This is a genomic window from Enterococcus sp. DIV0240d (assembly GCF_051711245.1).
Lineage (GTDB): Bacteria > Bacillota > Bacilli > Lactobacillales > Enterococcaceae > Enterococcus_D > Enterococcus_D casseliflavus.
In genome coordinates this window covers 1,569,085-1,592,182 of the sequence record NZ_JBIOMG010000001.1, presented here as the reverse complement: position 1 = coordinate 1,592,182, position 23,098 = coordinate 1,569,085, and the positions used below count along the sequence as shown (strand labels likewise).

The following is a 23,098-nucleotide window of genomic DNA, read 5'->3' as shown; positions in this document are numbered from 1 at the left end:
AATTTAGGTTGATCTTCCATCAGCCTTTTTTCCTCTTCACACATCGTGTTCTTTTTTCCATAGCAGCCCATCAGTATCTCGAATACTAGTTTTCTCATAAAAAAAAGAACCCAACTCGGGTTCTTTCCTTCACATTGATTTTCTATGAAATACCAACAAGTTCTGCTAACAGCTCACTGACTTTAGGCAGTGGCTCGTTCTGTAAGGCTGCTACGATTTTTGAACCGATCACTACCCCATCGCACACTCGGGCAAAGCGCTGCACGTCTGCGTGGGTCGAGACCCCGAAACCAGCTAGTACAGGAATCGGACTTTTTTCCGAAATGGCTTGCAAATGCTGATCCAGCTGTTCGTTGTATTGACGATCTTCTCCAGTGACACCGTTCACTGTCACAGCATAAACGAATCCTTCCGCTTCTTCGATCAGCGTCTGAATTCTGTCTGGAGGACTGGTCAAAGAGACCAGTGTGAGCAGCGCGAGATCCGCCGCATCAAACGTAGGCGTTACTAGCGATCGATGTTCAAAAGGCAAATCTGGAATAATCAACCCTTTCACATTTGTCGTTTTTAACTCATTTGCTAACTGTTCAATCCCATAATGAAAGAATGAATTGGCATACCCCATCAATACCAGTGGAACCTCAGAATGGATCGTTTGCAGCGCAGCAATGATCTTTTTTAAAGTGGTGCCATTGGCTAATGCCTGCATTCCAGCTGCTTGGATGACCGCTCCATCTGCGACTGGGTCTGAAAAGGGCACGCCGATTTCAATGGCGGCTGCGCCATGTGTCGTCAACAGTTCGATTTCTGCTGGCAGGCGTTCCAGTCCGTTGGCTCCCGCCATAATATAAGGTACAAACAATGGCTTGCCTCGTTTTTGGCGCTCTTTTAGTTTCATCGTCAATGTTTTGCTGGTCATTTCGCTACTCCTTTCCGATCTTTGATTTGTTGAACATCTTTGTCCCCTCGCCCAGACAAACAGATCACTAAGCGTTCTTCTGCTGTCATCGTTGGCGCTAACTTTAAAGCATAGGCAACGGCATGAGCACTTTCCAAAGCGGGAATAATGCCTTCGATTTGAGACAAGAGATAAAAGGCGTCAACAGCTTCTTCATCAGTGACCGCGAAATACTCCGCACGTGCAATTTCCTTCAAATAAGAATGCTCGGGACCGACCCCTGGATAATCCAAACCAGCTGAAATCGAATAGGGTTCAATCACTTGCCCATCATCGTCTTGCAGCAAATGCATTTTGGTACCATGTAAAATACCGATACTGCCTTTCGTTAAAGTCGCCGCATGCTCGGTAGTATCCACGCCTTTTCCAGCTGCTTCAACGCCAATCAAACGAACGGTTTGATCGTTGATGAAAGGGTAAAACATTCCCATCGCATTGCTGCCGCCGCCAACACACGCAACGACTATCGTTGGCAGTTGTCCTTCTTTTTCTAATAGTTGCCGCCGTGTCTCACTGCCAATCACACTTTGAAAATCTCGAACGATCTCTGGAAAAGGATGCGGACCGAGTACCGAACCCATCACGTAATGAGTGTCCTCGACGGTTGCGACCCAGTAGCGCAGCGCTTCATTGACAGCATCTTTCAATGTCTGATTGCCTGATGTGACTGAAACCACTTTTGCTCCCAACAATTCCATTCGAAAGACGTTTAGTGCTTGCCGCTGAACATCTACCGCGCCCATAAAAATCGTGCATTCCATACCGAATAACGCTGCCGCAGTCGCTGTGGCGACGCCATGCTGTCCAGCACCGGTCTCTGCTACCACTTTCTTTTTCCCCATCCGTTTTGCTAATAAGACTTGGCCAAGTGCATTATTGATTTTATGGGCACCCGTATGATTCAAATCTTCTCGCTTCAGATAAATTTTGGCACCGCCTAAGTGTTGTGACAAGCGCTGGGCATGATAAAGGGGGGTCTCTCTTCCTACATACTCTTGCAAATATTCCTGTAATTCAGTTTGAAAACTTGCGTCCGTTTGTGCTTCACGATAGACAGTTTCCAATTGCTTGACTGCATACATCAATGTCTCTGGCACAAACTGTCCGCCAAAAGAACCATAAAACCCTGCTTTTGTGGGATACTGAGTCATCTTTTTTTCTCCTTTACTAAATGAATAAATTGTTCGATTTTCCGACTGTCTTTCTTGCCCTGGGTTTCCACGCCTGAAGAAACATCGACAGCATAAGGCTTAAAAAGTTGGATCGCCTCTTCTACATTTTCCGCGTGCAACCCGCCAGCAATAAAAAATCGCTCAGACAACGGCAACGGTTCTCTCGCCGCTTTTTGCCAATCAAAGGACTGGCCGTTGCCGCCAGCATAAGGGTGATCTCTTACTGGAGCGTCCAATAAACCAAAATCTGCATCGCAGCTCAGGAAATCTTGCTTTAAAGTTTCTGCTTCTCCATCAAAGGCTTGGATCACTGCGATCTTTTGATGAGCAAAAACGCCCTTCTGAATGGCTGTTTGCAAAGATGGCAGAACCTTTCCATGGAGCTGAATCGCTGTCAGTTGGGCGGCTTGAATTGCCGCTTGCACTTCTTCAACACTTGGAGAAACGAAAACCCCGACTTTCCCTACATTTTCGGGTACTTGCTCCGTTATCTTGCGGACTTGGGTCGGATCGATTCTCCGACGGCTTTCGGCAAAAACAAAGCCAAGGTAATCTGCTCCTGCATTGATGGCAGTTTCGACATGCAGGCGTTCGGTGAGTCCGCAAATTTTCACTTTGGTCATCGGCGGCTCACCTGCAAATCTGCCGCTGTTTCAGCAATTCGATTGCTTCTCATCAACGTTTCTCCAACGAGGACTCCATGATAAAACGGTGCAAGCTGCAGCACATCTGCGGCAGTTCGAATACCAGATTCACTGATATAAACCGCCTCTGATGGCTGAGGTGCTAAAGCAACACTGACATCCAAGGAAACGTCAAAAGTTTTTAGGTCACGATTGTTGACGCCGATGATTTTGGCACCTAATGCTTGGGCTTGTTGAAATTCAGCCGCATTATGAGTCTCAACGAGTACTTCCAACCCTAGTGCTTCGGCTTCTTGATACAGCGCGACAAAACGGGCTGGCTCTAACGCAGCCACGATCAATAAAACGATACTGGCACCTGCATTCTTGGCGCGAATCAATTGTTTTTTGTCGATAATGAAGTCTTTGCATAGTATAGGCACCGAAACAGCCTTACTGACTGCTTCAAGATCTGCCAGCGAGCCTTTGAAAAACTGCTGGTCGGTCAAAACGGAAATCCCGCTGACACCCGCGGCTTCATAAGCTTGCGCTTGCGTGACTGGGTCGATCGCTTGATTAATGTCTCCTTTTGAAGGTGAAGCTCGCTTGATTTCAGCAATGAGGTGCATCTTTTGTGGTCGTTCCTTGACTTGCTGATAAAATGATGGGCGTTTCGCTACGACCTTTTCGGTTTCTTGTGGCATCGCGGCAACTTCTTTAACTTTTTTCTGGATGATCGTTTCTAAAAAATCCATGATTCTCCTCCTTACAGCTTTCGTAGTTATTGGCTATTTGACTGGCGGATCAACTCCTGCAGTTTGTCATAGGCGGCACCCGAAGCGATACACGCCCGTGCCATCGCAAACCCTTCTGCTAGGGTGGCGGCTTTGCCGTTAGCGTAAAAGCCTAACCCTGCATTTAAGACCACCGTTTCTAGATAAACGGAGGGTTGATTTTTCAACACCGCAGTTAAGATCGCCGCATTTTGAGCGGCATCCCCGCCGACTATCGCCTTAATCGGCGCTGGCGTAAAGCCGTACGCTTGTGGATCCAAAGAAAAATTGGCTACCTCTCCTCCTTGATAAAAGCTGATCGCAGTTTCACCTGCCAAATTGGCTTCATCCATCCCGTTGCATCCATGGATCACCATTGCTCGTTGCCGACCAAGACTGCCTAACGCCTGAGCGGTGTCGGCCAAGCTCTCGCCTGCGTATGTCCCAATCAGTTGCGTAGTCAATGGAACAGGATTGATCAAGGGACCTAATAGATTAAAAATCGTTGGCGTCGCTAATTCTTGCCGTATCTTCATCACTGCTTTCATGCCTGGATGCAACGAGGGAGCGAAGAGAAACGCGATGCCGACAGTCGCTAATAGTTCAGCGATTTTTTCTGGTGATGCTTGGATCGATACCCCCAAGCAGGCTAAGACATCGGCACTACCTGAACGACTAGAGATACTGCGATTGCCGTGTTTTGCCATCGTGATTCCCCCAGCTGCTAACACGAAAGCAGCCGTAGTGGAGACATTAAAACTATTGGAGTGGTCGCCGCCAGTACCGCAATTATCCATGGCGTCTCCTCCTTCATAAGGGATCGCAACGGCATGCTCTAACATGATTTCCGCTAAAGCGGTCAATTCGGCGGCTGTGATGCCGTTGATCTTCATCGCAACTAACGCTGCCCCCAATTGACTTTCTGAAAACATCCCGCTTAAAATTCCTTGAGCAAAGTGGCGCATCTCCTGATAACTTAAATGACTGCCATTAAAAAGCTGCTGGGTGATTTGCTGCGGCTGCTGTATTTTGACTGCTTCCATAAATGTTCCTCCATTTTCATTTGCTGCTTTTTGCTGAGTTTTCTGGAATGAGTTCAAGAAACCGTTGGATAAAAAATGCCCCTTCGTTTGTCCCCATTGATTCAGGGTGGAATTGAAGGCCTACGATCGGCTTTTGTCGATGCTGGATCGCCATGATGATCCCTTTTGTTTCAGCCAACACCTCAAATTGTGTAGGAAGGGTCGCTGGCTCAATGACCAGCGAGTGATAGCGCATGACAGTCATGTCTCCTAGGTAGGTTTTGAATACGCCTTTTTTCTGATACGTAAGGCTCGATTGCTTGCCGTGCATAATGGCTGGTGCTTGGACCACTTTGGCACCAAACGCTTCTCCAATGGCTTGATGACCTAAGCAGATCCCTAGAAGCGGCTTGCTATCATGGTGTGCTTTGATCAAAGGAATCATGAATCCTGCCTCTGCGGGACGTCCTGGTCCTGGAGAAAAAATGATAGCATCTGCTTCTTCAGCAACAAGGAAAAGGTCTGGATCATCATTTCGCAAGACGACTGTTTCTTCTGGACAGAGCTGGAGAAGATTGTAAGTAAACGAATCATAGTTATCGACGAGTAAGATCATTGGCTGACACCTCCAATAGTGCTTTGGCTTTGTGTAAGGTTTCGTGGTATTCAGATGAGGGATCAGAATCATAAACGACACCCGCCCCTGCCTGGACATAAGCGATCGCGTCTTTCAATACCATTGTCCGAATCCCGATGGCAAAATCCGCTTGATCATTTCGAGAAAAATACCCAACGGCTCCCGCATAGACCCCTCTTCGAACAGCTTCCCATTGATAGATGCGAGTCATGGCACGAATCTTTGGTGCCCCGCTGACCGTGCCTGCTGGCAGGGTTGCTTTCAAGGCATCCATTGCCGTCACACCTGCTCTGCGCTTGGCAGCCACCACCGAAACGATATGCATGACATAGCGGTATTTCTCGATCACCATGTATAAAGGAACATGAACCGTGCCATGTTCAGCGATTCGGCCCAAATCATTGCGCCCCAGATCGATCAGCATTTGGTGCTCTGCACGTTCTTTTTCATCTGCTAATAGTTCCGCCGCCAAAGCTTCGTCTTCTGCTTTGGTTGCCCCTCGTTTGCGGGTACCAGCGATTGGATTTGTGGTGATCGTTGTTCCTTGAACCCGAATCAAGCTTTCAGGTGAACTGCCGATTACTTTGAATCCGTGATCGAAATCAAGATAATAGAGGTAGGCAGACGGATTCGTCACTCGCAGTTTTCGGTAATAGTCAAAAGGATCTTGCGTAAATGCTGCTTGTAGACGTTGGGAAGGAACCACTTGAAACATATCCCCTGCCGTAATTCTGGCTTTTGCCTCACGAACGATCGTTTCATAGGCATGTTGAGTAACATTACTTGTAAAATGCAGCTTTTCATTCGATAACCCACGGGTCTCAGCTGCGACTGGTGTCCTTAATTGCTGCTGCACCGCTTGGAGTACCTGCTCCATCTCGGCGGTCCCCCTTTGGCTGTAGCAATTTTCAAGGATGATGGTCAAGGTTTCCCTTTGATGATCCAGAACGAGAAAGGTTTCAAAAAGCCAAAAGGCCATATCAGGCACCTGCAATTCATCTGCGGGCAGTTGTCCAATATCTTCATAGCAAGCTGCGATATCATAGCCCGCATACCCGATCGCCCCACTTTGCAACGGCAGATTCGGTAAAGCGGTGGTTTCTTTTTTGACTACATACCGTTCCATTTCTTTTAAAGGGTCCTGACAGGGATACTTGTTGACCGTTTTTTCCAAAAGATCCTCTACTTGAAAAACACCATCCTTAAAGGTCAGTTTCTGAACAGGATCAAAAGTGAGGATCGAATAGCGTCCCGTATCTTCTTCTCTGGGAATACTTTCCAGTAAACATTTATGCGCCCCTTGAATCCGTAAAAACACTGAGACAGGTGTCAAACAATCGCTGTTGATTCGTTCCATTCGATACATAAGCTGCTCCTTTCTTTGTAAACAAAAAGCCCTCAAGCAAACATCATAAAAACGTCTGCTTGAGGGCGAATGACCGCGGTACCACCTCAATTGAAAGTTGCCTAAAAAAACAACTTCTTCTCTATCAACCGTCTAACAACGGTCTTCCTCTATAACGGGAGTTCCCGCATTTTCCTACTGACAAAAAAGGGTTCAAAAAATGATCGGCTAAGGCCATTTCCTTGATTTCTTGGTATCGGATTCTCATCACCGCCGACTTTCTGTAACCAAAAAAGACTCAAGTACTTCTCTTAGTTTGATTTTACGTTTATTTTTTTTATTGGTTGAAGGGCAAGAAAAACAAAAAAGCCCTCATGCAAACAAACTCGTCTGCATGAGGGCGATTACTCACGGTGCCACCTCAATTGGTTCTCTAGATCGTCTATCAACGATCGTTCTCTGTAACGGGAGATCCCGAAAAAAGCCTACTGATTTCAGCCTTTCGACACAAAAGTCCATTTCTGAAGCGTCAATCTGCTGATTTACACCACCATCAGCTCTCTGCAAGACGAACGTCCTCATACTTCTCTTTTGTTTGGTCTTTACTAGTTATTGGTAGCTATATTACGTGGCTTTTGCTGATCTGTCAACAGAAAAAAGCGAATTTTATTTTTTTGACTCCTTTTGACAATACAAGAAAACAACCTACAATGGGTTGCCTTAACCAAAATAAAAAGACATTCTTTAGGATAAAAATCTCCTTCACTTCTTTCAGCGTACTTAATTATAGCTGCTACTCCATTTAAATAATATTTGTTTTTTTATAACCCTTACGTGAAGATCAAAGAGTGAAAGCTTTGCTATAATTTTGCCAAAAAATCGACATTTATCCAAAATTTTCATAACATCATGAAAAAACAGAATTGTTATTTGAAATATTCTTCTATATGATTGAACCGAATGTAAGAAAGGGTGATTAAATGCACATAGACAAATTATATTTTTCCACCTTTATTTATAAAATGAGCTGCTTAGAATTTACTTACTCTCTCATTCAATCCAATGAGAAAAAAGTCGAATTATCCGAGGAAGAACAAGCAGAAATTGAATGGATCATCAATTCTGCGCTCCATCGAAAACTCTACGCCTCTCGCAAAAAGAGTCTTTTTTCCTCAAAAATAAAATTGTCGAAAGAAAGTTATTCTATGTATTTGCGAATGAAGAAATACGAACACATGATAGACCTCTAACCGTTAAAGCACATAAAACAAACGCATTCCTTTAGACAGTTACTCAGAAGGTTGCCGATCCCATCTTTTTTAATAAAAAAAACATCATCCAGTGAATTGGAAATAGCAAAACTTGCCTTTTTCGTATAAAATCAAAAAGAACACGAAAGAGTTGTCTTTCATCAAAACAGTCAATGTGACTCTTTTGACCTTCAAGACTCGGAAAGGAAGTTTTTGTCATGGATTGGATGATGAAAAAAATCATTACGGAGAAGGATTTATTACGTCAGATCCTTCTCTTGGAACAACTGGCGAATCACAAAATGATCACTGCCAAGCAACTAGCAAAATTGATCGATACGACGGAGCGAACCGTTTTTTCCGATCTAACCTATATTCGCCAACAATTGCCTGATGGTTGGCAGATCGAAGCTGCCAGTAGTGGCTTTGCTCTGACCCATGATGGGCCATTGTTGATGAGTCAGCTCTGGGAAACGTTTTTCCCTCAATCGATCGGTGTTTCTTTGATGAAAGCATTGCTTTTTTCCAGCGAACTCCGTACGCAAGATATTCTTAGCCAAACAGGGACATCCTATGAGACCTTGCGACGACATGTGACAAAATTAAACAAAAGTCTCACTGATTTTTCGTTGCGGATTCGGATCACCAATCGCATGATCCGCTTTGAAGGAAGTGAGATCAACATCCGTGTTTTTTTTCATCGCCTGTTACTGCCATACACCCATAACAATTACTTTTTTGAAGAATATACGATTCATGAGTCCCACTATTATCATTTCTTGGATCGCTTAGCAAAAGCCAAGCTGCAGATCGAAGTGGAACAAATCTACGGTACCTGCTGGTTTTTTATCAATACGATTCGCATCAAAGCCAATTGCCGTATCGATTCCTTTGAATTTCAGGGGAACGATCCCCTTTATAGCCTTTTCCAACAGCCATTAAGCCAGCTGTATCAAAAAGAAGGCGTTTATTTAGAACGCAGCGAACACTTCTTTAGCTTCTACTACTTCTTAGAAAGTTGGAACTACAATAACGACTGGTCCGCAACGATCCAAGCAACCCTTGAATCCTACCAAACCATTTATCAGAAAACGACACATTTTGTTGGAAAACTAGACCGCTTGTTGCAGTTGTCTTTAGCTAGTGATACACAACTGATTGAGAACCTGCTGTTGCTTTTGATCAAATCGCAAGAGTCAGCCAAGCTCTCAGAATTGTTCGGGCTAGAATTTCACGAGATCCAACGGTTAAATCAACCCTATTCGCTATCGATCGAAGCGACGATCCATGACTTTTTAGAAGAGCAAACAGCCAGTCAATCGGAAATGAGTTTTCCATTATTGTCAACCACCACCTTACTGATCCAACAAGCGATTTTACAAATCAATCCCATTCGCGCAAAAGGGTATTTTGTTTTCCAAGGTGAGCCCGCCTGGAAAGCTTACCTCCTGCAAGAATTGAATGACTTCCTCGGTGCCCGCATCCTTTTATCGGCGATCGAGCCTGGTCAACTAGAAGCGTTGGCGGAAATCGAGGTTGATTTTATTCTCTCAAATTTCCCTTTAGAGGAAGTATCTGTTCCAGTTTTTTACTTATCGATGGTACCGACGAAAAATGAGCTCAATCAAGTGACTGAGCTCATCCAAACCTATTATTTAAGCTATCGTTAGAATCATCAAGCTGCCGCTACTGCTTCACTGGAGCGGCTTTTTGCCGTCCTTGCAGCTTATTCGTAATAAATTTCTCACCCTCAACGACTGCGAAAAGGAGTGCGCCGTTAGCAGCGATACTCAACTGCTGCATCAAGGTCAAAGAACCGATCCCTAAAAGCTGGTGTCCAAGAGGGGTTAGGAAAATCGCTGCCTGTAATACGATCAGCAGTGAAAGAGAAACGAATAGCGCTCGGTTGGCAAACAGTTGGCGATTCAAGGCTGGTTTGACCAGCTCTCGACAGTTCAACAAGTAGACCGCTTGGGCAAAGACGATACTTTGCAGCAGCATGCTTTGCTGAAGGACCGTTCCCTCAAATTGAACCGCTAAGACGTAAGAAGGAATCATGATCAACAGCGAGACGTAGAAGATGCGGAACAAGCTGTACCAAGATAAGATGCCTTCTTTGATTGGCCGTGGTGGTCGATTCATGACATCCGCACTTGCCTTTTCAAAACCGAGTGCGTAAGAAAGCGTGATCGTTGTCACCATATTTACCCATAAAATTTGGACAGGTGTCAGTGGCAGTGGTCGGTTCAACAAGAGTGCCGCAATAACGATCAATCCTTGGGCAACCGCAGTTGGTAAGAAGAAGTTGATGGTTTTCTTCAAATTATCGTAGATTCGACGACCCACTCGGACGGCATTGGCGATCGTATGAAAATTATCGTCTGCCAAAACCATATCGGCTGCTTGCTTGGTTACTTCACTGCCTTTGATCCCCATAGCGATCCCAATATCGGCTTTTTTCAGCGCTGGTGCATCGTTTACGCCATCACCGGTCATTCCGACGATCTCTTCATTCGCCTGCAAAGCACTAACGATCCGTAATTTATGCTCAGGGGTCGTTCGAGCAAAGATGTCTGTCTTTTGGACTGCTTGCTGCAATTCTTCCTCCGACAACAGATCGATTTCTAGCCCTTCCAACACGTGATTCGTGTGCTTCAAGCCAATTTGCTTGCCGATGGCTTGAGCGGTCTTGCCATGGTCTCCTGTGATCATTTTGACTTGGATGCCCGCTTGCAAGCACTCTTTTACTGCTTTGATGGCACTGTCTTTCGGAGGATCAATGATACCAGCGATCCCGACAAAGGTTAAATTGGTTAGCCCTTCGTGGGACAAGGACTCCTGTGCCGACAGCGTCAGATGCGCAAAGCCGATCAGCCGCTGCCCTTTCGCTGCTAATTTTGCACTTTCATCTAACCACCATTGCTTTTGATCTGAAGTCAGTTGGCTTTTCTCAAGCAACACTTCGGGCGCACCTTTGACAAAAACTACCGAGGCATTCGGCTCTTCTTGATTTTGATGGCGTGTTGCCATGTACTTGTAAGAGGAACTAAAAGGAATCTTATCGACTGTTTTACGCAATGGTTGCTGCGCTGATTCTGCGTATTGTAACAAGGCTTTTTCGGTTGGGTTCCCAACGAGATCCGCAGCCTTTTGTCCTTCGTCTTGCTTCAAGTCTTGACAATTTGCCATGATATCAAGCACCGTTGCTTTATCCACGTTTGACTCAACTAAAACATCGACGACCGTCATTTCATTTTTGGTCAAGGTTCCTGTTTTGTCTGAACAAATCACCGTCATGGCACCTAGTGTCTCCACTGATGGCATCGTTTTGATGATTGCTTGCTCCTCAGACATTTCCTTGACACCCATCGATAAAATCATGGTTAGCACGGCTGGCAAGCCCTCAGGAATCATCGCTACCACTAAGGCGATACCTGATGAGAACAAGAGATCAAGATCAAAGCCGTAGCGGAAGGTAGTAAAGAAGATCAAGAAAACCACTAATCCGATAATGCCTTTAAAGATTTGGTGATTTAATTGCTTCATTTTTTTGATCAACGGAGTTTCTTGCGCTTTCACAGACTGAATTGCTTGATTGATCTGGCCGATTTGCGTATCGTCGCCTGTCTCAACGACGATCCCGCTGGCAGTTCCGCTTTCTACATGGGTACCAGAAAACGCCATGTTCCGCTGGTCGCCAATCGTACTTTCTTGAGTAATAGGCTCGGTCATTTTTTGAACAGGCTCAGATTCGCCAGTTAAAATCGACTCTTCAATCACAAGATCATGGGTTTCGATCAAGCGCATATCTGCTGGTACAACATCTCCTGGTCCTAAAACGACTAAATCTCCATTTACTAAAGAAGAAACAGCAATTTTCTTTTTGCGGCCGTGAACATAAATCGTTGCTTCTTGCCCCATGAACTGCTTCAATCCATCCAGTGATTCTTGGGCTTTGCGCTCTTGCCAGTAGCCGACGAATCCATTGATGACGACGACCGCCATAATAATGCCGCTTTCGATATAATCACCAGAAATCCCTTTTAAGACGGCTGCGACGATCAAGACCAACATCAGTAAGTCGGTAAAGTGCTTGCCGACTTTCTTCCATGTGGGGATCTGCGCTGCCTCAGTAATTTTATTTTCACCTTGCTTTGCTAAACGCTGGTTGCGTTCTTCGGAGGAAAGGCCCTGCCGTGTTGTTTGCAACGTGTGTAATAGTTCTTCTGTTGTGTTTTTGTACCAATTCATATTTTTTTCCTCCTTGTTTATTTATTTGATCTGAACATAGTATAAGACATTGAAACCATAAAATTCTGGCGATAATTTCAGCGGAGCCTGAAAAAAATGAGTGCTTTTCTTAAAGGGGAAGAGCGGCTTGGTCGCGTGGCTTCACACAACCAACTGAAAACGTCCGTTGATTGTTTTTGCAGGTGGAATCAAGTAAACTAGGACACACCCAATCAATTTCTATCTGTCCCATCATCCAAAGCCAAGATAGACGAAAGGAGCCAAAGAAATGGCAATCTATACCGATACAAAAATCGCTCAAGGACCTTTTCTTTTCATTTCTGGTCAAACGCCGTCGCAAGACGGAGCCACACCTGAGGACCCGCAGGAGCAAACAACCATCGTTTTGAAAAAGATCGAACAGCTTCTATCAGCCAATCAACTGTCCTGGTCATCAGTGGTCAAAATGACCGTCTTTTTAACAGATGCTGCCTACTTAGCTGCTGTCCGTACGGCGTTTACAACTATTTTGGCAGAAAACAAACCAGCCATGAGTCTCGTCATCGTTGCCGCCTTGGTTGCCCCTGAATTTAAAGTAGAGATGGATGCACAAGCTACCTTGGCTTAAGCACAGAGAAAAACACCAAAAAAACTTCGTACAAAAGGCAGTAGCCAATACGAAGTTTTTTTGGTGTTATCTTCTTATTCAGTCCTATTTGAAGCGTCTGATTCAGTCTTTTTTTGCCACTGTTCCACAAAACCAGCGATGGCTTGAGCAGTCTGTTGAGCATTCACTAAGGTTCGCTTTTTCTCCATCGCTTCTGTCAACGAAATCGGACCTTGCTGGATACAAAAGACGGCAGATAGTAGTTGCGGCAGTTTTCCTAGATCGTCACTTCGGGAGCCGCAGATGGCAACAACCGGGACCTGATGTTTGTGGGCGAGCAACGCGACGCCATAGGGTACTTTTCCCCCAGCGGTTTGCCCATCGATGCGTCCTTCACCCGTGATCAACAAATCTGCTTCTTTGATTTTTTCCTCAAATCCAACCAATGAAGCGATCGTCGCAAATCCAGGAACCAATTGACCACCTGCCAAACGAACAGCACCACCAAGCCCACCTGCCGCACCAGCACCAGGGACTTCCAGATCGATCCCCGTGGTCCGCTTGATGTGCTCAGCCAAGCGCTTTGCCTGCTGATCCAACTGCTGGATCGTTTCTTGGGATGCCCCTTTTTGCGGACCAAAAACCTGCGCAAATCCCTGATTGCCAAAATAGGGATTCGTTACATCGGCCAATGCAAATAGGTCAATTTGTGCAAGCAGAGGGTTCAACTGGCTGAGCGCCAGAGATTCTGCTTGCAGCAAAGGATTGTTTTCCATTCGCTCGTTTCTTTGAATGGTTGCTCCAAGCGCAAGTAAAAAGCCTACACCCCCATCAGAAGTGCCGCTACCGCCAAGGGTCAGGTAAATTTTTTTCACACCTTGCCTGCAAGCCGCTAAGACCATTTGGCCTAAACCAAAAGAAGAGCTATTGCGGGTGGTCTCGTCACTAGGTTCCACGAGTTGCAACCCAATCACTTCTGCAGATTCAATCAGGGCAATTTTTTCTTCCTTGATTTTGGTGACCAACATACGGGCTTGCAACTTACCGCCTAATGGAGCGGTCACTGAAACCGTTTCGTAATTGCCTCCTAGCGCAGCAATGACTGCTGCCATTGACCCTTCTCCCCCATCAGCGATTGGGATACTGCGTGTTTCCCAATGGTCTGAAAACCCGCTTAAGACCGCTTGATTTAGTTCTGCGGAAGTGGCACTTCCTTTGAAGGAATCGATCGCTGCTACAACTTTCATTTTTCTACCTCTCATTTACGATCATCTCTTTCCCAAAAGTTGGAATACTTCGCCTTATAATCAACTTGTAGTTAATTAAATCAACCAAAAATTAACTAGTAATCCATTGTAAGTCATCTCTTCTCCTCTTATGATAGAAGTATACCAAACAAACCTATCGGAGGTGCACTATGGACTTACCAATTGGCGAGGAAATCGCTCGGAGAAGAAAACAACGAGGTATTACCCAGCAAGAATTAGCAGTGTTTATGAATGTGTCCAAAGCATCCGTTTCGAAATGGGAAACGGGACAGTCTTATCCAGATATCACCTCGCTGCCCTTATTAGCAGCGTATTTTGATTGCAGTGTCGATGAATTATTGATTTTGGACTCGCAGCTATCTCCTAAAGAGATCCAGCGAATCTATCAATTACTAAAAGACGCCTTTCAAACAAAAAACCCAAGCGAAGTCCTCGCGCTGGCACAAAGTTTTACCAAACGGTATTACTCTTGTTACCCGTTCTTGTTACAGATGGGCTCCTTTTACTTAAATCATTGGGATCTTTTGCCAGATGTCCCTGTAGCAGATAGCACAGAAGGGCACCCCTCTGAAGAAGCCTTGATGGAAGCGAAGAAAACTACCTATTTGAAAGAAGCAGAAATCCTTTATCAACGGATCATTGCGCATGGTGACAATGCGTTGGCACAACAAGCGCAACAAATCGAAGCCTATTGTCTGTTGATGAGAAACAAGCCCGATGAGGTCTTGGCGATCCTTGGCACGAAAACTCTCTCTTTTTTACCTAGCGAACCGTTGATTGCCGCCGCATTTCAGCAAAAAAATCAGTTGCAGCAAGCTGAGATTGTGACGCAAAGTGCGATTTACCAATACTTGATTCTTTTTATGAGCTTACTGACAAATTATTTGGCAATGCTCACACAAGACGAGGAGCAGCTGGAAAAAACCTTTGCACGTGGGCTGGCACTCAGCGAGAGCTTCCAACTGGCCCAGCTGCATCCCCTCTCTTTACTGAATTTTCTAGCCGCTGGGATGGTTTCGTTTGCGGCTTTAGGAAAAGAAAGCTTATTGCTGCAAGCATTAACACTGTATGTCAAAACATTAGCAGACACGCCTGAAGAAATCGTTTTGAAAGGAGACGATTATTTCAACAGCATCGATGAGTGGATCAGCGAATTAGAATTAGGCAGTCAGATCCCGCGGAACTCAGACAATGTCAAAAAGCAATTTCTCGAAATCGCGCAGTTCACACCATTATTTGAACCTTATCTGAAGCAACCACTATTTGAAGAATTATTTCAGCAGCTGCAAAAACTGTCCGAACAAGAAAATGAGCCACAAAGGAGAGCTTCACATGAATAGTGTTTCACTAAATATACCAAAAAATATGTCTGATTATTTGCCCGTACTGATCCCCTTGATTGTTTTGCAAATGGTCTTAATCGTCTTGGCGGTTCGCGATATTTTAAAACAAGAACAGTTTAAATTCGGCTCCCGCATTCTTTGGCTTTTCATCGCCTGTTTTGTTAGCCTGATCGGTCCTATCCTTTATTTTGCTTTCGGAAAAGAGGACCAACAATGAAGATGATCGAGATCAACCATTTATCCAAGCGTTTTGGGCGCAAGCAAGTGCTGCAAGACCTAACCTTTTCGGTTCCAAAGGGCAGCGTCGTAGGGTTTGTCGGGGAAAACGGCGCTGGCAAAACAACAACCATGAAGGCGATTTTAGGATTGCTCCCCATTGATGAAGGAGAAATCACCGTTTGCGGCGAAGTGGTACTATTCGGCTCAGCCAAGACCAATCGCTGGATCGGCTATTTACCAGATGTACCGCAGTTTTACTCGTTTATGATAGCTGTAGAATATTTGACTTTTTGCGGAAAGATCCAGCCCAATCAAGAACCTTTTCAGCCTCAGCGGGTGATGGAAGTTTTAGCGTTGGTAGGCCTGAAAGCTTCGAAACAAAAAATCGCTGGCTTTTCTCGAGGCATGAAGCAGCGTCTTGGATTAGCTCAAGCATTGATCAACCGACCAGCTATCTTGATTTGTGATGAGCCGACCTCTGCACTCGATCCTTTAGGTCGCAAGGCCTTTCTTGATGTATTGGCTAAAATCAAAGAAGAAACGACAGTTCTTTTTTCATCCCATATTCTCGCAGATGTCGAGCAGCTGTCAGATTACATTGCGATTTTGCACAAAGGCCAGATCCAGGCGTTTGAACCGATGGATTCCTTAAAAAAACGTTATCGAAAAACCGCCTTTGGGATTGTCTTTACCAACGAAGGTGACCATTCGAAATTTGCCAATCTGTTAGCATCCCACGGCATTGCGGCGGAAAGAAAGAACAATCAATTACTGATCGACGAAACTGCCGACACGAATGTTGGAAAGCAGTTGCTGCGATTGCTCAATGAACAACAGATAGTACCTGAATCCTTTCAACGGATCGAACCGACTTTAGAGGCGATTTATTTGGAGGTGATCAAATGAAGGTGTTTCTTGTTTTCTTAAAGAAAGAATTTCTCGGTGGTCTTCGCAGCAAAAAACTGCTGATTTGTTTGATTCTGTTTGCGCTGATTGGTATGCTCTCTCCCTTTACCGCGAAAATCATGCCCGATTTGATGGCCAGCATGATGCCAGAATCGATTGAGGTCACGATTGCTGATCCGACTGCGATCGATGCATGGCTGCAATTTTACAACAATATTGGAACGATTGGTCTGTTGGTATTTGTAGTTCTTTTTACCGATACGCTCTCTGCCGAAATAGCCCAAGGGACCTTTATTCAGCTGATTACGAAAGGATTACCGAAAACGACGATCGTCTGTGCCAAAGCTGGCTATTTAACGATTCTGTGGTCTTTGAGTTACCTCCTAAGTGCCAGTGTCAGTGCTTTTTATACGATGATTTATTTCGATGATTCCAGCGCTGCTCAAGTCCCTAGCGCATTGTTCAGCTATTGGCTGTTTGGTTTACTAGCAATCAGCATCCTGCTGCTAGGTTCCAGCTTTGCTAAAAGCATCTATCAAGGACTGTTGTTTATTGGCGCCTGTTATCTGATCGGACTGTTAGGTAGTTTGTGGAGCCAATTAACAAATTGGAACCCTTATTCCCTTTCCAGCCAATTTCCTAACTACTTAACCAACCAAATCAAACTAGGAGAACTGCTGCCAGCGCTGCTGCTGAGTTGCTTATTGATCATCAGCTGCCTAGCGGGGGCTATTGCTGTTTTGAGAAAAAGAAACTATTAAAAAACCATCGGTGCAAATGTTGTACTGACCTCCTATAGGTAAACGTTTCGTCTAACTCTTGGGGGTCACTACCTGTTGCACCGATGGTTTGCTTCTGCTAGTTTATTCTAGTTCTGCTGTTTCTTGAACGTTCACTGCTTTTTTTGCCTGTGTTTTTTGCTCGATCCGCATAAAGAAGCGCATGAAAAAGGCAATCAAATAGATAGAGAAAGCGGAAATGAGGGCTTCTTGCCAAGAAAAAATCAGGAGATTCAACAAGATGATGATCAGATTGGTTAAGAAGACACCACTAGACTTTCGAATGCCATAGTATTTTTCCAAAATCAGCGGCGGAATCGTGACCCCACCATTGGAAGCACCGATTTTATAAAGTGAAAAAATACCGAAGCTAAAGAAGAAACTACCTAAAATCAAGGAAACAGAATAAAAACGCAAGAGCATGATCTCTGGTAAAAGCGCCAGAAGAACGGGAAATGCCAGACTGCCGATAACCGTATTGACAAAGACCTCTCGCTTTAAAAGCAAAAATGCCAACGCCAGCATCAATAAATTAATCCCCCAGACAACGATATGACGATTGATCGACCAGCCGGTTTCGATCAGGTAGCCGATCGACCCAACACCAGCAGAAGCAATACTGTGAGGCAAAAGGAAAAAGTTTAATGCGATGCAGATCCACAGCACCCCAAGCAATAAAGCAAGATTTTTTTTGATAAGTGATTCCATCAACGTTCTCCTTTCAATCTGGCAACTAATTTTATGGATAAAAGCTTCTGTCTATTCTATCAAAAAAAGCTCAAAAGAAAGAACCATTTTTTTCATGAAAACATGAAAAAAATGATTCTGAACTTCAAGAAAGCATGTTGGTTTTCATCACAAATGCACAGGCTTTAGGCTGTATAGCAGTGATACATCGCAAGCATTTCTTCTGCGACTGCTTCTTGCCATCCCCCTGGCTGTAACATGCATTCTTCCATTGATGGCAAATGAACAAAGCGAACAGCCAACTCTGAGCCTACAATCAATTGGTAGGACATTAAGCGATTTTTTTGCTGCAAGAGCAGCTGATGCTTTTCAGGGGCAAGAAAAGGCGCTGTTAAGTCTGCCAATTGCTTCAATGCCGCCGATGTACAAATTCTTTTTTCGGGTGCGACACTGATCAATTGGTTGACCTGTGCTAATTTCATTGCCTCGATCACCCGCAGCGTTGCCCGAGGATCATGGATATCCGTCAAAAAAACCGACTGGCAGCCTTGCAATGCCCGAACGAGCCGTCCTAAATCGAGAAAGTCACCATCAATGATCGTCTCACGCGCAGCATCGATCTCATGCAAACGCTCCGTTGCACGGCGGGCATAGAGTACGAGTGGTCGATTGGTTCTTTCCAAAAGTTTTTGCCGTGATCGCTGACCGATCGTGCCAGCAGCACCTAAAATCGCAAGTCGTTTCATAAGCTCCCTTTCATTTTTGAAAAATTCAAGCCTCGTTCTTTGAGTAGAAAAAATGGCTTGTCATAAAGTCTGGTTGACGAGATTGGCTTTGCGTTGACGCAGTCGTTCTTCAGTCGGCAGAACATGCTCGTCGTAATGTTCCAATTTGTATTCTAAACGTTCAACAGCTTCCGTCATATCTGAGATTTTCTCCCGCAAAACTGCAATTTGTTCGGCTAACAGCTGCTTGCGCTCAGGAACCGTCCCTCGCCCTTCTTCAAATAAAGCCAGGTAATGACTCAGGCCATCAATCGATAGTCCAGCGTTGCGCATTTGCCTGGTAAAGGTGATCCATTTTAAGTCGTCATCATCAAATTCACGAACACCGTTTTTATTGCGTTTGACCGCCGGAATCAGCCCAATCTTTTCATAGTAACGGATGGTATCAGCTGAGACGCCGCTCACTTCACTGACTTTTTTGATATTCATGGCTTCACTTCCTTGTTTTGCATTTTTTCCTAGATCGTTTTGTATGCTACGAGCCGGAAGCCCTTTTGTTACTCGTTATTCCGCTCCTACCACTGCATGAGGCAAGTATGGCTCTTCCAAATACGCAATCTCTTCGGCAGTCAGCTTTAGATCAAGGGCAGGTAAAGCATCCAATAAATGGCTTTCTTTTGTTGCGCCGATAATTGGTGCGACCACTTGTTCTTTTTGTAATAACCAAGCCAAGGCGATTTGCGCCCGTTTGCTTTGGTGTTTGTCAGCGATCTGTGCGACCCGCGCCACGATCTCTCGGTCTTGTTCCATCGTTTTGTCGTACTTTTGATTGGCGGTTTTATCCGTTAAGTACCGTTTGGTCTCTGCACCCCAATCTCTTGTTAACCGTCCGGCAGCCAATGGGCTATATGGCGTCACGGCAATTTTTTGATCGGCACACAAGGGCATCATTTCTCGCTCTTCTTCTCGATAAAGCAAGTTCAAGTGATTTTGCATCGAAACAAATTTGGTCCAGCCATTTTTTTCAGCGACTGCTTGTGCTTTGGCAAATTGCCAAGCGTACATCGCAGATGCGCCGATATAGCGTACTTTTCCTGAAACTACCAAATCATGTAATGCCTTCATGGTTTCTTCAATTGGCGTGTGGTAATCCCAACGATGGATGATATACAAATCAATGTAGTCCATTTGCAGGCGTTTTAAGCTTTGTTCAACTTGATAAAAAATCGCTTTTCGGGATAAGCCTCCACTGTTAGGTCGCTGTTTCATTTTTGAATACAGTTTTGTGGCAACCACGATCTCATCTCGTGGTGCAAAATCATTCAATGCTCGACCGACGATTTCTTCGCTCGCTCCATAAGAATAGACATTTGCCGTATCAAAAAAGTTGATGCCCAGATCCAAGGCTTTTTTGATGACTTCACGACTGTCGTCTTCTTCTAACACCCACTCATGAAACCCGCTGTTGGGATCGCCAAATCCCATTGTCCCTAAACACAAAGGTGACACATCAAGTCCTGTATTGCCAAATTTTACATAGTCCATTTGTACGTCCTCCTGTTTTTTTAAGTTACACTAAGCATACAGGTTGAAGTGCACTCTAAGTCAAGCGAATCTATAAACTTTTTTTTATTTTACTGTCAATTGACTCAAAAGGACATGCTTTTTGTCGTGCGTTTCATTTCAAATCAGCTTTTGGTACACTAAAGATAAGTATTGATACGCTATCAAGCCAAGAAAAAGGAGCGAAAGATTTTGACTTGTATTTTTTGTACTGCCTCAAAACATGCGATCATTGAAAACGAACGCTTTTATGCGATCGCTGATAAGTACCCCGTCACCCCTGGACACTTGCTATTGATCCCCAAAGCGCATCGCAGGGATTATTTTGCTCTCACCCAAGAGGAATTACAAGACTTGCAGGCTTTGTTGCAGGAAGGCAAAGCTTATTTATTGGAAACCTATCGACCAGACGGCTTCAACATCGGCTTCAATTGCGGGGAGGCTGCTGGACAGACGGTCTTTCATTGCCATTGTCATTTGATCCCACGCTACCAAGGCGACGTGGAGCAGCCAAAAGGCGGCGTTCGAGGCGTGATTCCTAACAAGCAAGCCTACTAAACACAAACAAGCCGTTTCTCCAGCAAAGGGAAACGGCTTGTTTATGTTTGTTAAAATGAGGACGCTTAGGAATTGATCGCTGAATGATTCATCAATCGATTGATATGAACGCCTAGATAGACGATTTCATTGACAGGGATCTTCGTTTGGTATTCTTTATCGATATAGGCTTTGACTTTTGTCGCAATCTCCATAGCATTCGGATAAAGAGCCCACATTTGACGGTATAGTCCTTCATCTTCTTCTTGCAGCAGCCCATCCAAAAAGAATCGGTCAACGAAGAAACGCACGTGGGTGATAAAGCGATTGTAATGGATCGAATTGGTGTTGACGTCTTGCTGGATCGAGTAGCGCACCATATTGACGATCAACCCGATCAATTTGGCCTTTTTCAACCCATCTTGATTTTCCTCGGTGTTCGACTGGGCATTGATCAAATGAAACGCGATATTGGAGGCTTCTTCTTCTGGCAGCTCAATATGATACTTCTCTTTCAACAAACGTAGTGCCCGTTCGGCGGCTCGAAATTCATCTGTATAGTAATTCTTGATTTCCCAATAGAGCCGATTCGTCACACTCAAGCCTTTTTGCTGACGTTCTACAGCAAAGTGCAAGTGATCCGATAAGGTGAGGTAAATCGTTGAATTTAGCGGATATGGCAGCATTTTTTGCGCCAGCTGGACGATTTCTTTGGTCATTTCAAAATAGTACAACGGAATCTCATCCACTAAATCGGCAAACTGACCTGATTTTTTTTCATCGATTGGCAGAAAAACTTGATCGATCTGGGTATCGGCTATGCTGTCGCCGACTTTCTTTCCATAGCCGATGCCTTTCCCAAGTGCAATCATTTCTTGGCCTTCCTTATCAACAAGTACGACACTTGAATTTAAGACTTTCTTGATGTAAATCATGCACTCTCGCTCCTCACTGTTTATTCTGCCAAACTTGCGCCATTGGTGGCGATCACTTCTTTGTACCAGTCGAAGGAATCTTTTTTCAAACGGTCATAACTGCCGTTTCCTTCATCATCGGCATCCACATAAATGAAGCCATAGCGTTTCGTCACTTGTGACGTACCAGCACTGACCAGATCGATCGGTGCCCAAGAAGTATAACCAATCAAATCGACCCCTTCATCGATGGCTTCCTTCATTTGTTTGAAGTGTGCCTTGAAATAATCGACCCGATACGGATCATGCACTTGGCCGTCTTCAAGGACATCAACGGCGCCCATACCATTTTCAACGATCATTAATGGCACTTGATACCGATCATACAATGAAAGCAAGGAGATTTTCAAGCCTTTAGGATCGATCTGCCAGCCCCATTCAGTTGATGGCAGCTTGGGATTTTTTACCCCTAAAACCGTATTGCCCGGTGTCCGTTCGGCATTTGGATCACCTGATTCGGCCATAGACATATAATAACTAAAGGAAAGAAAATCAACGGTGTGATCTTTCAAGATTTGGCGGTCTTCTGGTGCCATTTCAATCTTGATCCCGCGTTTTTCCAGATCTTTTTCAATCATTCGCGGATAAGCCCCTTTGACTTGAACGTCCGCATAAAAATCATTTTCCAAGTTTTTCTTTAAGGTCAATTCAACATCCAATGGGTCACAAGTCAATGGATACGTCATTAGTTTCGTTAACATACAGCCAACTTTATTGTTTGGGTTTTTCTCATGAGCGATTTTGGTCACTAATGAGCTGGCAACAAATTGGTGATGGAGCGCTTGATACACCTCTTGCTCTTCTTTGCCTGCTTCTGATTGTTCTGGAATGATGCCTGCTGTTGTAAAGGGATGACGATGGATACTGTCGATTTCGTTAAAGGTCAGCCAATATTCCACATACTCCCCAAATTCTTCGAAACAGACGGTTGCAAAGCGGACAAAGTCATCGATTACTTTACGTTCCACCCAGCCATTGTACTTCAAGCTAAGGGCTAGCGGCATTTCATAGTGAGACAACGTTACGATCGGTTTGATCCCCAAGCGCTGCATTTCTTGAAAGACATTGCGGTAAAAAGCGATCCCTTCTTGATTGGGTGTCGTTTCTTCTCCGGTTGGGAACAAACGGGTCCACGCAATCGACAATCGCAACACTTTAAAGCCCATCTCCGCAAACAAAGCCAAATCTTCTGGATAGCGGTGATAGAAATCGATTCCTCGCCGTTTTGGATAGATGGTATCTGTTGGATCTGCCATCGCTTCTTTGACGGCTTCTACGGTCACGCTCATGTGCGCCGCATAATCTTTGTTATCGACATGAGGTTTGTAGGTCGCCACATCCGCCACCGACAAGCCTTTGCCGCCAAGATTCCAACCTCCTTCTACTTGATTTGCGGCGATAGCGCCACCCCATAAGAAGTCCTTTGGAAAAGTTGTTTCAGTCATTTTTTCAATCCCCTTTTTACATTGTTTTTATTGCA

General features: G+C 44.8%; 22 protein-coding genes and 2 other annotated features. Of the genes, 7 read left to right on the top strand and 15 right to left on the bottom strand.

The features are described from left to right. Positions 1 to 142 precede the first annotated feature (142 nt). The 7 genes from trpA to trpE are packed head-to-tail and all read right to left on the bottom strand — an operon-like array spanning position 143 to position 6,551. A complete protein-coding gene (gene trpA / locus IGJ25_RS07425) occupies positions 143 to 919 on the bottom strand; it encodes a tryptophan synthase subunit alpha (protein WP_332282595.1) in 777 nt (258 codons plus the stop codon). Next, a complete protein-coding gene (gene trpB / locus IGJ25_RS07420; RefSeq protein ID WP_225000754.1) occupies positions 916 to 2,109 on the bottom strand; it encodes a tryptophan synthase subunit beta in 1,194 nt (397 codons plus the stop codon). The genes trpA and trpB overlap by 4 nt, the downstream gene beginning before the upstream one ends. Then, positions 2,106 to 2,753 (bottom strand): phosphoribosylanthranilate isomerase, encoded by a 648-nt coding sequence (locus tag IGJ25_RS07415; RefSeq protein ID WP_225000753.1) that lies wholly within the window; start codon positions 2,751 to 2,753, stop codon positions 2,106 to 2,108. The genes trpB and IGJ25_RS07415 overlap by 4 nt, the downstream gene beginning before the upstream one ends. After that, positions 2,750 to 3,508: an indole-3-glycerol phosphate synthase TrpC gene (gene trpC, locus IGJ25_RS07410; protein ID WP_156235623.1), complete on the bottom strand. Its 759-nt coding sequence runs from the start codon at positions 3,506 to 3,508 to the stop codon at positions 2,750 to 2,752. The genes IGJ25_RS07415 and trpC overlap by 4 nt, the downstream gene beginning before the upstream one ends. Positions 3,509 to 3,534: 26 nt before the next feature. Beyond that, positions 3,535 to 4,569, bottom strand: coding sequence for an anthranilate phosphoribosyltransferase (gene trpD, locus IGJ25_RS07405; protein ID WP_225000752.1), 1,035 nt, complete (start codon positions 4,567 to 4,569; stop codon positions 3,535 to 3,537). A 16-nt stretch (positions 4,570 to 4,585) separates the two neighbouring features. After that, a complete protein-coding gene (locus IGJ25_RS07400; protein WP_225000751.1) occupies positions 4,586 to 5,164 on the bottom strand; it encodes an aminodeoxychorismate/anthranilate synthase component II in 579 nt (192 codons plus the stop codon). Further along, positions 5,145 to 6,551, bottom strand: a complete 1,407-nt coding sequence (trpE, locus tag IGJ25_RS07395) for an anthranilate synthase component I (protein ID WP_225000750.1) — start codon at positions 6,549 to 6,551, stop codon at positions 5,145 to 5,147. The genes IGJ25_RS07400 and trpE overlap by 20 nt, the downstream gene beginning before the upstream one ends. Before the next feature lie 58 nt (positions 6,552 to 6,609). After that, positions 6,610 to 6,856 (bottom strand) — a binding site (T-box leader). A gap of 67 nt (positions 6,857 to 6,923) precedes the next feature. Beyond that, positions 6,924 to 7,136, bottom strand: a binding site (T-box leader). Between the two features lie 862 nt (positions 7,137 to 7,998). Between trpE and IGJ25_RS07390 the strand changes: the two genes are divergently transcribed. After that, complete coding sequence (locus tag IGJ25_RS07390; RefSeq protein WP_438779227.1) at positions 7,999 to 9,450, top strand: helix-turn-helix domain-containing protein; 1,452 nt, start codon at positions 7,999 to 8,001, stop codon at positions 9,448 to 9,450. 16 nt (positions 9,451 to 9,466) lie between these two features. Here the strand turns inward: IGJ25_RS07390 and IGJ25_RS07385 are convergent, their stop codons facing one another. Further along, entirely contained in the window at positions 9,467 to 12,031 is a 2,565-nt protein-coding gene (locus tag IGJ25_RS07385) for an HAD-IC family P-type ATPase (RefSeq protein ID WP_123833876.1), read from the bottom strand. Positions 12,032 to 12,299: 268 nt separating this feature from the next. Here IGJ25_RS07385 and IGJ25_RS07380 point away from each other — a divergent pair, with 268 nt between their 5' ends. Then, a complete protein-coding gene (locus IGJ25_RS07380; RefSeq protein WP_225000747.1) occupies positions 12,300 to 12,638 on the top strand; it encodes a RidA family protein in 339 nt (112 codons plus the stop codon). Positions 12,639 to 12,712: 74 nt separating this feature from the next. Here IGJ25_RS07380 and IGJ25_RS07375 read toward each other — a convergent pair whose 3' ends face one another. Then, complete coding sequence (locus IGJ25_RS07375; protein ID WP_225000746.1) at positions 12,713 to 13,864, bottom strand: glycerate kinase family protein; 1,152 nt, start codon at positions 13,862 to 13,864, stop codon at positions 12,713 to 12,715. A gap of 170 nt (positions 13,865 to 14,034) precedes the next feature. Between IGJ25_RS07375 and IGJ25_RS07370 the strand changes: the two genes are divergently transcribed. Genes IGJ25_RS07370 through IGJ25_RS07355 form a run of 4 tightly spaced genes read left to right on the top strand, consistent with a single transcriptional unit; the run spans position 14,035 to position 17,114 of the window. After that, positions 14,035 to 15,225, top strand: a complete 1,191-nt coding sequence (locus IGJ25_RS07370; protein WP_225000745.1) for a helix-turn-helix domain-containing protein — start codon at positions 14,035 to 14,037, stop codon at positions 15,223 to 15,225. After that, complete coding sequence (locus tag IGJ25_RS07365) at positions 15,218 to 15,445, top strand: PLDc N-terminal domain-containing protein (RefSeq protein ID WP_225000744.1); 228 nt, start codon at positions 15,218 to 15,220, stop codon at positions 15,443 to 15,445. The genes IGJ25_RS07370 and IGJ25_RS07365 overlap by 8 nt, the downstream gene beginning before the upstream one ends. After that, positions 15,442 to 16,353, top strand: a complete 912-nt coding sequence (locus IGJ25_RS07360; protein ID WP_438779226.1) for an ATP-binding cassette domain-containing protein — start codon at positions 15,442 to 15,444, stop codon at positions 16,351 to 16,353. The genes IGJ25_RS07365 and IGJ25_RS07360 overlap by 4 nt, the downstream gene beginning before the upstream one ends. Beyond that, on the top strand, positions 16,350 to 17,114 hold the full coding sequence (locus IGJ25_RS07355) for an ABC transporter permease subunit (protein ID WP_225000742.1): 765 nt from the start codon (positions 16,350 to 16,352) through the stop codon (positions 17,112 to 17,114). The genes IGJ25_RS07360 and IGJ25_RS07355 overlap by 4 nt, the downstream gene beginning before the upstream one ends. A gap of 102 nt (positions 17,115 to 17,216) precedes the next feature. Here IGJ25_RS07355 and IGJ25_RS07350 read toward each other — a convergent pair whose 3' ends face one another. From IGJ25_RS07350 to IGJ25_RS07335, 4 genes are all read right to left on the bottom strand, one after another. After that, positions 17,217 to 17,840 (bottom strand): YitT family protein, encoded by a 624-nt coding sequence (locus IGJ25_RS07350; protein ID WP_016610336.1) that lies wholly within the window; start codon positions 17,838 to 17,840, stop codon positions 17,217 to 17,219. Between the two features lie 164 nt (positions 17,841 to 18,004). After that, on the bottom strand, positions 18,005 to 18,565 hold the full coding sequence (locus IGJ25_RS07345) for an NAD(P)H-binding protein (RefSeq protein ID WP_225000741.1): 561 nt from the start codon (positions 18,563 to 18,565) through the stop codon (positions 18,005 to 18,007). Positions 18,566 to 18,625: 60 nt separating this feature from the next. Continuing rightward, the gene (locus IGJ25_RS07340; RefSeq protein WP_225000740.1) at positions 18,626 to 19,033 is read right to left on the bottom strand and encodes a MerR family transcriptional regulator; all 408 of its coding nucleotides are present in this window, start codon (positions 19,031 to 19,033) and stop codon (positions 18,626 to 18,628) included. 75 nt (positions 19,034 to 19,108) lie between these two features. After that, positions 19,109 to 20,089, bottom strand: coding sequence for an aldo/keto reductase (locus tag IGJ25_RS07335; RefSeq protein WP_005225721.1), 981 nt, complete (start codon positions 20,087 to 20,089; stop codon positions 19,109 to 19,111). Positions 20,090 to 20,260: 171 nt separating this feature from the next. Between IGJ25_RS07335 and IGJ25_RS07330 the strand changes: the two genes are divergently transcribed. Then, positions 20,261 to 20,665: an HIT family protein gene (locus tag IGJ25_RS07330; protein WP_144055301.1), complete on the top strand. Its 405-nt coding sequence runs from the start codon at positions 20,261 to 20,263 to the stop codon at positions 20,663 to 20,665. Between the two features lie 65 nt (positions 20,666 to 20,730). Here IGJ25_RS07330 and IGJ25_RS07325 read toward each other — a convergent pair whose 3' ends face one another. Together IGJ25_RS07325 and IGJ25_RS07320 are read right to left on the bottom strand one after the other, a co-directional pair. After that, complete coding sequence (locus tag IGJ25_RS07325; RefSeq protein ID WP_438779225.1) at positions 20,731 to 21,579, bottom strand: PRD domain-containing protein; 849 nt, start codon at positions 21,577 to 21,579, stop codon at positions 20,731 to 20,733. 20 nt (positions 21,580 to 21,599) lie between these two features. Then, entirely contained in the window at positions 21,600 to 23,063 is a 1,464-nt protein-coding gene (locus IGJ25_RS07320; protein WP_015509472.1) for a glycoside hydrolase family 1 protein, read from the bottom strand. Positions 23,064 to 23,098: the final 35 nt, after the last annotated feature.